Origin of the sequence: Streptomyces sp. NBC_00287, from assembly GCF_036173105.1 — a bacterium.
Classification (GTDB): Bacteria; Actinomycetota; Actinomycetes; order Streptomycetales; family Streptomycetaceae; genus Streptomyces.
Map to the genome: position 1 here is coordinate 9,273,372 of NZ_CP108053.1, position 12,775 is coordinate 9,286,146.

Annotated in this window: 10 protein-coding genes and 3 pseudogenes; 9 read left to right on the forward strand and 4 right to left on the reverse strand. The window is 69.2% G+C overall.

All coding sequences use genetic code 11. The features are described 5' to 3' along the window. Positions 1-402: 402 nt before the first annotated feature. Entirely contained in the window at positions 403-1,569 is a 1,167-nt protein-coding gene (locus OHT76_RS42225; protein ID WP_328876181.1) for an NAD(P)/FAD-dependent oxidoreductase, read from the reverse strand. 375 nt (positions 1,570-1,944) lie between these two features. Further along, on the reverse strand, positions 1,945-3,432 hold the full coding sequence (locus tag OHT76_RS42230; RefSeq protein WP_328876182.1) for a long-chain-fatty-acid--CoA ligase: 1,488 nt from the start codon (positions 3,430-3,432) through the stop codon (positions 1,945-1,947). 149 nt (positions 3,433-3,581) lie between these two features. Between OHT76_RS42230 and OHT76_RS42235 the strand changes: the two genes are divergently transcribed. Beyond that, positions 3,582-4,754, forward strand: coding sequence for a PucR family transcriptional regulator (locus OHT76_RS42235; protein ID WP_443049895.1), 1,173 nt, complete (start codon positions 3,582-3,584; stop codon positions 4,752-4,754). A gap of 86 nt (positions 4,755-4,840) precedes the next feature. On the opposite strand, the gene OHT76_RS42240 is transcribed toward OHT76_RS42235, so the two are convergent. Both OHT76_RS42240 and OHT76_RS42245 read right to left on the reverse strand, forming a co-directional pair. After that, positions 4,841-5,194, reverse strand: a complete 354-nt coding sequence (locus tag OHT76_RS42240) for a hypothetical protein (protein WP_328876183.1) — start codon at positions 5,192-5,194, stop codon at positions 4,841-4,843. 808 nt (positions 5,195-6,002) lie between these two features. Then, positions 6,003-6,440, reverse strand: a complete 438-nt coding sequence (locus tag OHT76_RS42245; protein ID WP_328876184.1) for a hypothetical protein — start codon at positions 6,438-6,440, stop codon at positions 6,003-6,005. Between OHT76_RS42245 and OHT76_RS44245 the strand changes: the two genes are divergently transcribed. From OHT76_RS44245 to OHT76_RS42275, 8 genes and pseudogenes are all read left to right on the forward strand, one after another. Beyond that, complete coding sequence (locus OHT76_RS44245; protein ID WP_443049896.1) at positions 6,439-7,167, forward strand: NACHT N-terminal helical domain 7-containing protein; 729 nt, start codon at positions 6,439-6,441, stop codon at positions 7,165-7,167. The genes OHT76_RS42245 and OHT76_RS44245 overlap by 2 nt on opposite strands. A 26-nt stretch (positions 7,168-7,193) precedes the next feature. Next, a complete protein-coding gene (locus OHT76_RS42250) occupies positions 7,194-7,640 on the forward strand; it encodes a DUF3995 domain-containing protein (protein ID WP_328876185.1) in 447 nt (148 codons plus the stop codon). Next, positions 7,624-8,145: an RNA polymerase sigma factor gene (locus tag OHT76_RS42255; protein ID WP_328876186.1), complete on the forward strand. Its 522-nt coding sequence runs from the start codon at positions 7,624-7,626 to the stop codon at positions 8,143-8,145. The genes OHT76_RS42250 and OHT76_RS42255 overlap by 17 nt, the downstream gene beginning before the upstream one ends. Positions 8,146-8,159: 14 nt before the next feature. Next, positions 8,160-8,594, forward strand: coding sequence for an SRPBCC family protein (locus OHT76_RS42260; RefSeq protein WP_328876187.1), 435 nt, complete (start codon positions 8,160-8,162; stop codon positions 8,592-8,594). A gap of 140 nt (positions 8,595-8,734) precedes the next feature. Beyond that, positions 8,735-9,369: pseudogene (locus tag OHT76_RS42265) on the forward strand (NAD(P)H-binding protein); the annotation flags it as partial. Between the two features lie 674 nt (positions 9,370-10,043). Further along, positions 10,044-10,829 (forward strand): annotated as a pseudogene (locus OHT76_RS42270) (Tat pathway signal sequence domain protein); the annotation flags it as partial. 410 nt (positions 10,830-11,239) lie between these two features. After that, positions 11,240-11,488: pseudogene (locus OHT76_RS44250) on the forward strand (carbohydrate-binding protein); the annotation flags it as partial. A 12-nt stretch (positions 11,489-11,500) separates the two neighbouring features. Next, on the forward strand, positions 11,501-12,766 hold the full coding sequence (locus tag OHT76_RS42275) for a cellulase family glycosylhydrolase (RefSeq protein ID WP_443049952.1): 1,266 nt from the start codon (positions 11,501-11,503) through the stop codon (positions 12,764-12,766). Positions 12,767-12,775 lie beyond the last annotated feature (9 nt).

Genomic DNA, 12,775 nt, shown 5'->3' on the forward strand with positions numbered 1-12,775 from the left:
AGCGGTCGCCGGGGAGCCGCGGCGGACTCGTCGTGGGAACTGCGGATCACCCCCGGCAGCTCCCACCACGAGTCCGCCTGGAACCTGGGCGGGCCGGATTGCCGGTCTACGCCACGATCCGGACCCGCGCTGACGGGTGAACCCTCCTCCTACGAGCCCACCGAGTACCGCCTGCAGTCGGACGGCGCCGGCCCTGTGCGCCCTTCAGTAGGCGCGGGTTGCTTACCGAGTCGGGGCCCAGCGAGGATCAGGTCGTGGTCGGGGCTGGTGCGGCCGTTGGTCAGCACCCATACGATCCCGATCGAGGAGCTCGAAGCCCGCTGATGCGGCAGTCTGTGGCGGCTGCGTGTGTTGCTGTCATGCCGTCAGGTTCGGTGAGCGCATCTTTTCGGGGGCTGTCGGTTACTGCTCGCCCAGAGTGGTGGCGCGTTGGTCGACTTCGGTGTCCGAGCGCCGTGCGCCGATGAATCGTGTGGGCCGGAAAGGCCGCAGGAGGTCCTGCTCCTGATCGGTGGTGATCTCGCTCGCGGCCAGTCGTCCCAGAATCGGTGCCAGGGTGACGCCGCTGTGCGAGACCAGGCAGTAGACGCGGGACTGCTTGGAGGTGTAGCCGGCGACGCTGTGGCCATCCGCGGGCAATGACCGCAAGCCGACGCGCAAGTCGATCTGTGGTGCGTGACTCGGCTCGGGCAGCAGTGCCAAGAAGCGCCGGGCGAGGGTGCGTGCAAGGTCCCCGTCCACTGATGGAGGGTTTGCCGGGTCGACGTCCGCGTTCAGATCGAGAGCCTGCAGGACGGTCTGACCGCCGGCCGCGGGGCGGAGGTTGAGGCCCGGGCTGTGGATCACACAGCGAAGGCCGACTTCCGGAGTTCTGGCGTACCCGAGCAGGCCGACGGCCTGCGATCCGCGACTGGTAGCCGTCACCATGGGAATGCTGATACCGGCCCCTGCAGCCAGCCGCTGCGTCCAGCGGCCCGCCGCCAGCACGACGCGATCGCCCTTGACGGTTTCTCCTCCGGCCAGCGTGACGGACACTCCGTCAGCTCGGTCATCAATGGCCACGACCTCGCCGAATGCCAGTCTGGCTCCGTGCCGTTCGGCGTCGGCCAGCAGGTTCCTCATGAAGAGGTCGGGCAGCACGTATCCCTCGCTGGGGAAGTGAGCGATGCACCTGATGGTCTGCGGGATCCGGAGGTCGCCTGCGATTCGCCTGGCTTCGGCAGGCGTGACCCAGTGGGAGGGGTAGCCGAGGGAGTGCAGTCGTTCCACGTTCCCGGCGAGCCATTGCTCGCTTTCGGAGTCCGCCCACTGCATTGCTCCGCTGGGGAAGTAGGACGGCGCGCCGGGCAGTTGCTCGGCGAGCCTGGTGTGCTCCTCCATCCCCGCGAGGTTGAGCCTGTGGTAGTCCGGGTCCAGCTTCCTGCTGGAGTTGGTCCAGGCGAAGGTGGTTGCGCTGGTACCGGTGCCGGCTCCCTGCTGATCCACCAGGAGAACTTCCTCGCCGACCACGGCAAGCTGCCTTGCGACGCTTACCCCCAGCACACCGGTACCGATAATGATGACCTTCATCGTCTGCGCACTCCCTTCCGGCAAAGACACGCTGATCACATCGCGCTCGCGTCGACGTCGAGGACGCCGTCTTGACGGACCGCCGTTGCCATCGCGGTCAGCATGGAATCGAACGCGGCAACAGGACAAGCACACCGTCCTGCACACCGGCGTCTGGTGGAAGTGGAAGCACCTGCCGCAGGAGCTCAGCTTCGGGTCGGGCATGCCAGTTGGCGGCGGCCGCGTGGAAGGCGGCGGAGGGTGTGGGGCCAGCTGCATGTGCTGCTGCTGAGTTTCCCGGGGAACCAGCCGAGGAACGTGCGGCCAGGCGACGGCAGCCGCGAAAAGGACATCCGTGGCACAGAGGCGGCGCAGCAGACTAAAGCGCGATCGACCTCACCCCGCCGGCGCGCTGATCTCCCTTTTGAGGATCTTGCCGCTGGGGCCGGTCGGCAGTGTGTCCACGAGCCACACCTCGCGCGGGTACTTGTACGCCGCCACCCGCTCCTTGACGAACTGCCGGAGCTCGTCGGGTGTGGCCTGTGCGTTTGGGCGCAGCACTACCGCGGCCGCGATCTCCTCGCCCAGATGTGCGTCGGTCACGCCCACCACCGCGGCCAGCGCGACGGCCGGGTGCTCGTGGAGCACCTCCTCGATCTCGCGCGGGTAGACGTTGTAGCCACCGCGGATGATCATGTCCTTCTTGCGGTCCACGATGTACAGATAGCCGTCCGCGTCCTGACGCGCGAGGTCGCCGCTGCGCAGCCAGCCGTCCGGGATGGCGGCCGCCGTCTCCTCCGGGCGGTTCCAGTACCCCTGCATCACGTTCGGCCCGCGCACGGCCAGTTCGCCGATCTCGCCGGGGGCCACGTCCTGGCCCTTGTCGTCGAGGAGCCGCACCTCCACGTCCTTGATCGGGGTGCCGATGGACCCGGCCTTGCGCGGCCGGTCGGGGTGGTTGAAGGTGACCACCGGACTGGTCTCGGACATGCCGAAGCCCTCCAGCACCACACAGCCGAAGCGACGCTCGAAGCCGTGCAGGATCTCCACCGGCAGCGAGGCTCCGCCGGAGACGCACATCCGCAGCGTGGATACGTCGGCCTGTGACGGGTGCTGGAGCAGGGCCGCGTACATGGTCGGTACGCCCTCGAAGATCGTCGCCCCGTCGCGGGCGATGGCGTCCAGCACGGTCTGCGGGTCGAAGCGGGGGATCAGGGTGAGCGAGGCACCGGCGCGGACGGTCACGCTCATCGTGCAGATCTGGCCGAAGATGTGGAACAGCGGCAGACAGCCCACGACCACGTCCTCCGCCGTCATCTGCTGCACATGGACCGCGTTGACGTCGGTGTTGTGCCGCAGCCCGGCGTGGGTGAGCGTGGCGCCCTTGGGGCGGCCGGTGGTGCCGGAGGTGTACAGCAGCACAGCCACGCCCTCGTCGTCCGGCTCACTCACCTCCGGCAGCGGCTCGTGACCGGCCAGCAGGCCGGCGAAGGCGGAGGGCTCGACGGCCATGTGCCGCACTCCGGCGGCGGCCGCGCCCTGCGCGCCCTCGCCCGGCGCCTGGTGCCACTCGAAGAGCATCCTGGCGCCCGAGTCGCGCAGGTGGTACTCGGTCTCACGGGTCTTCAGCAGTGGGTTCATCGGTACGACGACCGCTCCGGCGCGCAGCACGCCGTAGTACAGGACGACGAACTCGGGAACGTTGGGCAGCATCAGAGCGATCCGGTCGCCCGGTCGTACGCCCCCGGACCGCAGCAGCGCGGCTGCGCGGGCGCTGCGCTCGTCGAGCTCCGCGTAGCTGGTGACCTGGCCCCCCAGTCGCAGTGCGGGGCGTTCCGGCTGCCGCCGTGCCGTCTCCACCAGGAACTGAGCCAGATTGGCCATGACCGCCTCCACGAACGTCGCCGTCGAAATCCGCTGTTCACGCTGACGACATCGTGCAGATGTCCGTGGCGACGGCCTATGTGCGGTACGACAGCGTCTGCCCTCCCGAATTGTTCCCGAGAACAAAACAGGCGCGTTACGCTGCGGGAATGAACCTCCAAGGAGTGGTCTCGGCACTTCAGGCGAGGCTGCCGGAACTGGGCGAACAGATGGCGCAGCGCATCCGCTCGGACGTCGACGCCTACAAGGACGAGTCGCTGATCCCCTTCGACTCGCTGCGCAGCTCGTGCACCGCCAACGCGGACCTGCTCCTGAACCAGCTCGGCCGCGCGGGCGCACAGGACCCGAGCCCGGCCCGGGAGACCGGCCGCCTCCGCGCCGAGCAGGGCGTACCGCTGGCGGACACCCTGCACGCGTACCGGATCGGCTTCGAGCTCCTGTGGACGGACATCCTCGCCGAGGCACGCACCCATCCCGACGTCACCGACGCCCAGTTGGTCTCCCAGTCCGCGGAGATCTGGGCCCTGTTCGGCCGCTACGCAGAGGCGGTGGCGGCGGCCTACCGGGAGACCACCGCCGAACTGACCTCGCGGCGTCAGGCACGCCGCTCGGCATTGGTGGAGGCGCTGTTCACCGGCGTCATCGCCGACCGCACGCTGTGGGAGGCCGCCCGCGAGCTGGGCCTGCCCGACCGCGGGCCGTACGTGGTCGCCGTGGCGGCCGCCGACGCTCCCGGCGAGGAGCCACTGGCGGGGACGGAAGCGGCACTGCGTCAGGCCCAGGTCCACTTCGCCTGGCGGCTGCTGCCCGACCAGCAGATCGGCCTGGCCGCCCTTCCCACGCTGACGGCGGAGAGCACCTGCCTGCGCATCCTGCGCCGCGCGGGCGCCCGCGTAGGCATCAGCCCCTGCTTTCACTCGCTGCAGGACACCCCGCAGGCTCTGCGCTTCGCCCGTCTGGCTCTGGCCGGCCTCCAGGGCACCGGACCCGGCCTCGCACGGTTCGACGACAACCCGCTGGCCATGGTCGTCGCCGCCGCCCCGGCCGAGGCGGCGCACCTCGTGGAAGTCGTCCTCCAGCCCCTGCTCGACCTCCCGGCCGCGGAGCGTTCCCGTCTCCTTCAGACCCTTGAGCACTGGTACGCCGCCGCCGGCTCCGCCACGGACGCGGCACGCAGTCTCTTCGTCCACCCCAACACCGTCCGCTACCGGCTGCGCCGCGTCGAGGAGCTGACGGCCCGCTCCCTGTCCGATCCACGAACGGCGGCGGACATCGGCGCGGCGCTTCTGGCGGTCCGCCGGGCGGGCGCGTCATTCAGTTGACGTCATTCAGTGAGCCTTCTCAGCGTGCCCCCCGATCAGATGGCGGCTCCGACGCCCCTGGCATCAAGCACGCGCCGAGGAGGCACTCAGCTGAAAGCGTCGGTCATGCAGTCCAGCCGGCAGTCGGCGGCCTCATAACGCTGGCGGAGGGCGGCAGCTGCCTCTTCGCGGTCCACGAAGAGCCCGTAGTGCCGGCACGCCGCCCTGGTCACGTCTGCGACCGTGACGATGGCCGGTTCGCCGCGTGCGGCCCGGCGGCGCGCTTCGGCGATGGCCAGGTCCGCAGAACGCAGCAGGTTTCTGGAACGGTCCCGGATCACGGCAGCCTGGGCCCGTTTCACCGAGAGGGGGCGCAGGACACGTCCCCGCCAGATGACGCCGGCGGCGACAAGTACGAGACCGAGAGCTACGGACAGGAGTCCGCCGGGGGCGTGAGGCATCTATCCAGTCTTCACCACTCGCGTGGTGATCGTCATGTCCGCGCCGGGGCCGATTTTCGGAGCGACTTGGTGTCACTTGAGCCTTTCAGCGCGGCCACCGGTCGGGGGAACGCCGCCAGGATGCGCAACGCACGAGGTTCCGTCGGTAGGTGTTCGAAGTCTCAACTCAGAAGCCCAGGAGGTCCGTTGGTTCCCCACCGAGCGGCAGCTCGCCGTGACGAGCAGCATTCAAAGTCTGCTGCTGGGGCTGTCTGGCGGGATGCGAGCAACGATCGCGCGGCAGGGGCGGTGCGCTTGAGCGGGGTCGTCCAGCGGCCGGCCGAGCCCTGTGGGCGACCTGCCTCAGCGGCATGGGGTGTGGTGGGCAGCGTAGGGGTGGTGCCCGTGTTGTGCTGTATGACCCCGTTCCCGGTTCGAGCGGCAAGACGCCCGTGGGACGGCACGATGAACGCGACAAAGTGCGGTGGGACAGCGACAAGATGCGCCGGGAAGGGGCAGCCGCCCCCGAGCTGAGCTTGCCGATTTCGGTCCGGTGACCTGGTTCTCGGACCGGATCAGTCGTCGCAGGCTGGTCCGTGCCCTGGCCAGGTGAGCTGCGCTGCGAACGCGGGCGAGGACGGGCCCGCTCCGCGGCGAGGTTGGGAGCGAAGCGCTCGAGCAGGCGGTGGCATGCGGACCCGGGGCCGGCACGTGCGCGGATGATGAGTCCAGGCCGATGACGCTGTCACGCGCTGTCGCGTGTGCCTGGATCCAGCGGGACTTGCCTGCGGCCGGCGGCCCGGTGACGGCGTACAACGCTGTCCGCTCCTCAACTGAGTGCGAGCAGGATGACCCACATGACCCCGGACAGGGTCGGCAGACCGTAGACCACGAGCGGCATGTGGCTTGGGCCTCGGCCCCGGCTGAGGACGCGGATCGCCAGGTAGTCGGGGACGCGGCGTCCCAGCTGGCGGACCATGTTCCGTGCGTATGTGTAGTGGCGGTACATCGCGTAGAGCCAGGCCAGCGTCAAGACGATGCCAAATGCAGCAAGGACGCGGGTTGCGGTGAGCGCGCGGTCTGCGCCATGGCTGCTGCCTGTGCTCGCTGACAGCATCGTGGCGTAGCCGACCACTTGGAGCGACTGGGCGAGGAGGAAGAGATTCCCTCGTTGCAGCAGGGAGTTCTCCAGATGGAGAACGTGCTGCCACAGTCGCTCGTCGTAGGAATGGGGATCGCCGCTTGGGACGGGTGCTGGGTCCGTCATGGCCGTTGCTTTCCCCCGCGCGCTGCGGAACTACCGCGTCCGCCACCTTCGTGATGCTCTCTGCGGCCGCCGTGCGGCAGTGCGGTTGCCCTGGGCGCTGTTGCATCGCCGGTGTGCGGCGGGCGCGTTGGCGGTGGCGGGTACCTCGGTCAGCTTCACGAGCGGGGAGCCGTACCAGTCGGGACTCCTCTTGGGGGTGGCGGTCCGCTTCAGCGGCGGAGATGACGGAGTTGTGGTTCCGTATGGCGTCTGCCCGGGCATTCTGGCTCCCGAGGGGGCGGGGGATGCCGGGACCGTTGCGTTGCTGACGCCGTCCGCCGGGCCCGCGCCCGAATTGGTCCTTGCGCTCTTCGGGGTGGTCGCCCAACTATCCCAGCTCAGCTCTTCATTGGTGTCGGGTACTGCCGAACGGATCGAGGGCCTGGGCCGGTTCGAGCGCACCGAGCGCCTGGCCGCAGCCCACGCGGTCATCGTGGTGGCCCCTACGGTGACGTGCTGGCGCAAGCACAGCCAACGGGCTGCATACTCCCAACAAGTGTCGTTTGTCGATGAGTTCGAATGTCATCCGAGGGCCGTGAGGCTTGGGGTGCATGACGCGTGTTGTTCCTCCCGGTACGGTAGCCCGCTCGCCAGCCGGGACCCCGGGGTGGATGCGGCACGCCTCCGGAAAATTCACGTAGTCCGAGGGAACGTTTCGCGCGGACGGCTCCTCAACAGGACGACATAGTCCAACCTCGCCGCGTAGGAGACCAAATGCCGTGCTGGCCCGGCAATGCCCCGACCCGCGCTGCCGCGCTCGTCGCCTCGGTGCTCACCGCTGACGCTCTGCTCCACCTCTACTGGACGACGGGAGCCACATGGCCCGCCGCCGACGACAGAAGCCTGTCCCACGCGGTTCTTGGTACGGATGTACCGTTCACACCACCGATCCTGCTCCCTCTGGCCGCCCTGCTCCTCACCGCCGCCGCCTTCGTCCTCGCCCACTCTCGCAGGCCCCGCCACCTGCTGCTCCGCGTCGGCACACTGGCCGTGGCCGCGGGTCTGTCACTGCGCGCTCTGGCAGGGAGCTACTGGCTGTTCGCCCAGGAGACCGGCACCGCCTTCTACTGGCTCAACCTCACGCTCTACACCCCACTGTGCGTCGTCCTGGCCGTCGCCGCCCTGCGCGTGGCGCGGTGGAAGGATGCGGCCCGTGCCTGATGAACACCCCGATGACCGGACGGTCCGGCTTGTGCGAGCCGCCCAGCGTGGCGACACCCTCGCCATGGCCGAACTCCTGGACATCCTCGCGCCGTACGTGGGCCGCGTCTGCGCCCCCATAGCCCTGGGCCAGGGCGCGGACGCCGCGCAAGAGGCCCTCGTGGCAGTCTTCAAGTCGCTGCGCACCCTGAAGGACCCAGCGGCACTGCGCGGCTGGGTCCGGGCCATCGCCGTGCGGGAGGCGATCCGTGTCGCGCACCGCGCCGCCCGCACCGTACCGGCCGATCTCAGCGCGCTCCCCGCCCGTGGCGACCCCCAACTCTCCGCCGATATCAGGGACGTACTGGACCGGCTCTCCCCCGAACACCGCGCGGTGCTGGTGCTGCGCGACGTTGAAGGCCTGGACGAGCGCACCGCCGCGGCCCTGCTCGGTGTGCGTACGGGCACCGTCAAGTCGCGGCTGCACCGGGCCCGCAACACCTTCCGGAAGGCGTGGACGTCATGAACGAGCCCTGGCCCATGACCGATCTCGACCCCGTACGCCGCCTGCACGCTTTGGCCGGCGGCATTCGCGGCGCCTACGTGACCGAGGCACATATCGACGCCCCGTTCGAGCGGGTCTGGGACCTGCTGGGCGACCTGGACGGCGCCTTCGGGCAGGTCGTGCCCGATATGGAGCGGCTGCGCGTGGTCCGCCGGCAGGGCGAGCGCGTGGAGGCACTGGCGCGCAGCAAATACGGGATGCGCGCACGTCTGCGTGGGGTGCAGCGGCCCGGCTGGTGCTGGTTGCAGAGCCGGTTCCTGCTGGTCGGGGTGGCGGCGGCGCCGGACGGCCCAGGCACTCGGGTGGCGTTCACCGGAGGCGTGCGCCTGCCGGCCCGCGCCGCGCTGATCCCCCTGGGCGTACGTCGTGAGGGCGGCCGTAGCGTCGAGCGCCTGACGGCGCTGCTGTGACCGGCAAGGCATCAGCCCCTCGTGTGCCCGGAGCCGGTCCACGACTCGAAGCCGACGTGCCGACCGGACGTCGCGGCCAACTCGGCCCTGTCTGATCCACTCCAGCCAAGGGTGCGGGGGCATTGTTCACCGAGAACGGACGGCAGATGGGCAAACTCCCTGACCTGGTCCGCACCCGTGTCGACGTCGTCACCGGCTCGCAGGGCGACGCCGAGGTCGTCGACCGGGCTTTCGCCGACGCAGAAGCTGTCTTCTGGGTGGCCCCGGTGGACCGGGGGGCGTCGAGCCTGGACGTTGCGTACTCCGGGTTCACCTCGCCGCCGCGAAGGCGTTCGCGGAGCACGGAGTCGGACATGTCGTCGGCGTCTCGGCGCTCGGCCGCGGCACTCACGTCGCCAGCCGCGCCGGGCTGGTGACGGCGTCGCCACCCGGGACATCGCCGCGGCTGCCGCAACTCTGCTGCTTGACCGCTCGTGGACGGGGGCGGGCGAGGTCCCGGCACTGGGCCCCGAGGACCTTTCGGCGAACGACATGGCCTACACCATGTCCGACGTGCTCGGCCGCCCGGTCCGCTACGAGCGGCAGGCGTTCGACGCATTCCGCGCCGCACTCGCCGGGCAGGGCGTAGGGAAGGCATTCGTGACGGGCTACGTCGACATGATGCGCTCCAAGGACGAAGGCCTCGACGAGCATGTGCCGCACTCCTCGGACCGCGAGTCCGACGGCCTTCCGTGAGTGGTGCGAGGAGGTCGGTCTGCGGTCCAGGTGCACTTGAAGGCGTGGTAGCGGGCCTTCGACGGCGCGGTCCCCAGCAGGTAACCCGGCCATCCGCCAAGCTGGTGTGTCGGTTGGCCTCGGCAGGGCGGGACAGGAGTGGGGGAAGTCGATAGGGATCCTGCTCGCTCTGCCTCAAGGGATCGGGCACTTCCGTGCTGCCCACAGCACGAGCCCGACGCCCGCGTGACAACGCCTGGCCGAACCGCGCCCAGGGTCGCGCCGACTCTCGTGCTCTTGCGTGCGGCGGTTTCCGTCCGAAGCTTCCTGCACCGCCGAGGAGCGTGCGCCGGCCCGCCGGCTTCTGCCGTCGCCGGAAGGGGATTCCGCCGGTCATCGAACTGATCGGCGGGTACCCCTGGGCATGATCGGGCACGCCCGGCAATGACTTGCGGCGCAACGAGACCATGTGCCGATACGGCCCCCCACGCCCCCGCTATTGACCGTGCTCGGTCAGAACCTTACTCTCCGGGCAGTGTAAGGAAACTTTCCTAACAGTTGGCGGGAAGTGCCCGCGCTCTCTCCGCCTCGGCCGTACCGCCGCAGCGTCACCGCTCCCCGTCCGGCAGCCCCGTACGCCCTGATCAGCCACATCAGCCCACCCTCACAGCGAGGAGACCCCTGGTGTCACCCACTCACTCCCACGCCCACCGCGCCGGAACGTCCCGTCGTGGCCTGCTCGGCGCGGCGGTAGGCGGTCTTGCCGCAGCCGCCCTCCCTGCCTCATCGGGGCTGCCGTCCGGCACCGCGACGGCCGCAACACTCGCCGACTCCTGGGCGTTGCGCTGGGCGCCCTCCCCGGCGAGCGTCGGTCTTGGCGCGTTCGAGACCATGGAGGACGACCGGGCCGACTCCCACACGGCGGGCCAACCGCATGTCTACCCGGTGGGCGACACCTTCCGGTTCAACATGCACATGGTCGACCGGGACACGTCCACGGACCGGCAACGCCAGGAAGTGACCGGCATGCGTACGTCCGGCAGTTCGTACCTGCGGTGGCTGCCCGGCGAGACGTGGCGCACGACGTACCAGATGTACATCCCGAGCTCGTTGAAGGCGACCACGTCCTTCACGCACATCATGCAGACCAAGCAGCCCGGTTCCGGCACCTCACCGATCACGGTGATGTCGCTGCGCCGGGTGAACGGGGTGCAGACCATCGAACTGAAACTGTTCGAGTCGGACATCCTCGTCGGCCGCACCGACCTCGTCCCGTTGCACGACTCCTGGGTCGACGTCGACTTCCAGATGAAGATCGGCGACGGCACCGCAGGCAGTGTGCGGTGGATTCTCCGCAAGGACGGCGTCACGCTCGTCGACGGGACCAAGACCGGGATCGACACCTTCCTTCTCGACCGCGTGCGGCCCAAGTGGGGCATCTACCGCTCGCTCGGCGACACTTCCGGTTCGCTTCAGGACTGCTACCTGCTGCTGCGGAACATGCGCGGCTACCAGCTGGTCGACGGCCCCGCCGCCGACTACCAGGCCGAGGATGCCCTCATCTCGCAGGGCGTCGTCGAATCCAACCACGCCGGCTTCTCCGCAACCGGCTTCGTGAACTACGACAACGTCACCGGCTCGTTCGTCGAATGGACCGTCCCGGCGAGCACCGCGGGCCCTGCCACCCTTGCCCTGCGCTACGCCAACGGCACGACCCTCAACCGACCGATGGACATCGTCGTCAACGGCACGGTCGTCTCCGCCGGGCACGCCTTCAACCCCACCGGCGCCTGGTCCTCCTGGGCGACGGCCACGCTCACCGCGCCACTGACCGCCGGCACCAACAGGATCCGTGCCACCGCCACCACGGCCAGCGGCGGACCCAACGTCGACAAGATCACGGTCAGTTGATCCCCCACCGGAAGGACGTCATGCGCAGGTCCCTGTCAACTCTGCTCGCCGGCGCGCTGCTTGCCGGTCTCGCCGTCGGCCTCGCCCCTGCCCCCGCGGTCGCCGCCACCGCGCCCCCCACCACCTCAAGCGTCGAGATCTCCGCCTCTCCGGAATGGCAGCCGAACACCTCGTACACCGTGGGCACACGAGTGTCCTACGGCGGCAAGGACTACGAGTGCCTACAGAGCCACACGTCCCTGACCGGCTGGGAGCCCCCCAACACCCCCGCCCTGTGGAAGCTGCTCGGTGACAGCAGCGGCGGCACCGACACGACCGTTCCCTCGACCCCGACCAGCCTGCGCACCACCGGCACCACCTCCTCCAGCGTGTCGCTGGCCTGGAACGCCTCCACCGACAATGTGGGCGTAACCGGCTACGTGGTGTACCGCGACGGCACCCAGGTCGCCACGACGACCGGCACCTCGTCCACCGTCGGCAGCCTGTCGGCGAGCACGGCGTACACCTTCAGCGTCCGCGCCCGCGACGCGGCGGGCAACGTGTCGCCGGCTTCCAACGCCGTTACCGCCACCACGCAGAGCACCGGAGGCGGCACGCCGCCGGGCACCACACCCGCCGCGATCAACGGACGGCTCACGGTGTGCGGTGTGAAGCTGTGCAACCAGTACGGCAAGCCGATCCAACTGCGCGGCATGAGCAGCCACGGTCTCCAGTGGTACAGCCACTGCCTGACCAATGGCTCCCTGGACGCACTCGCCACCGACTGGAACTCCGACGTGCTGCGCATCTCCCTCTATGTCCAGGAGGGCGGCTACGAGACCAACCCGAGGATGTTCACCGACCGGGTGCACCAGCTCATCGAGATGGCCACGGCGCGCGGCATGTACGCCCTCGTCGACTGGCACCAGCTCACGCCCGGCGACCCCAACTACAACCTGGACCGCGCCAAGACGTTCTTCACCGAGATCGCGCAGCGCCACCGTGGCAAGACCAACCTGCTGTACGACATCGCCAACGAGCCCAACGGCGTCAGCTGGTCGCGGATCAAGTCCTACGCCGAGCAGCTCATCCCCGTCATCCGCGCCCAGGACCCCGCCACCCCGATCCTCGTCGGCACCCACGCCTGGGGCTCCCTCGGCATCTCGGACGGCCGCGACGAGACCGACATCATCAACAACCCGGTCCAGGCGACCAACATCATGTACACGTTCCACTTCTACGCGGCCTCACACGACCAGGAGTACCTGGACGCGCTCAACCGGGCATCCGACCGGATCCCGATCTTCGTCACAGAGTTCGGCACCCAGGAAGCCACCGGTGACGGCCCGAACAACTTCACCCGCACCCAGCAGTACCTCGACCTGATGGCCACCAAGAAGATCAGCTGGGTCAACTGGAACTTCTCCGACGACGAGCGCACCGGCGCCGTCTTCAAGGTCGGCACCTGCAACAACAACGGCCCCTGGACCGGCACCACTTCACTCAAGCCGGCCGGCGTCTGGATCCGCGACCGCATCAGGACGCCGGACTCCTTCCCCACGAGCTGAGCAGGGCAG

Coding starts and splice junctions, on each gene's coding strand:
- OHT76_RS42240 (WP_328876183.1), bottom strand. CDS start 5,194: ATGCCTCACGCCCCCGGCGGACTCCTGTCCGTAGCTCTCGGTCTCGTA.
- OHT76_RS42260 (WP_328876187.1), top strand. CDS start 8,160: ATGACCGATCTCGACCCCGTACGCCGCCTGCACGCTTTGGCCGGCGGC.
- OHT76_RS42250 (WP_328876185.1), top strand. CDS start 7,194: ATGCCGTGCTGGCCCGGCAATGCCCCGACCCGCGCTGCCGCGCTCGTC.
- OHT76_RS42235 (WP_443049895.1), top strand. CDS start 3,582: ATGAACCTCCAAGGAGTGGTCTCGGCACTTCAGGCGAGGCTGCCGGAA.
- OHT76_RS42225 (WP_328876181.1), bottom strand. CDS start 1,569: ATGAAGGTCATCATTATCGGTACCGGTGTGCTGGGGGTAAGCGTCGCA.
- OHT76_RS42255 (WP_328876186.1), top strand. CDS start 7,624: ATGCGGCCCGTGCCTGATGAACACCCCGATGACCGGACGGTCCGGCTT.
- OHT76_RS42245 (WP_328876184.1), bottom strand. CDS start 6,440: ATGACGGACCCAGCACCCGTCCCAAGCGGCGATCCCCATTCCTACGAC.
- OHT76_RS42230 (WP_328876182.1), bottom strand. CDS start 3,432: ATGGCCAATCTGGCTCAGTTCCTGGTGGAGACGGCACGGCGGCAGCCG.
- OHT76_RS44245 (WP_443049896.1), top strand. CDS start 6,439: ATGGCCGTTGCTTTCCCCCGCGCGCTGCGGAACTACCGCGTCCGCCAC.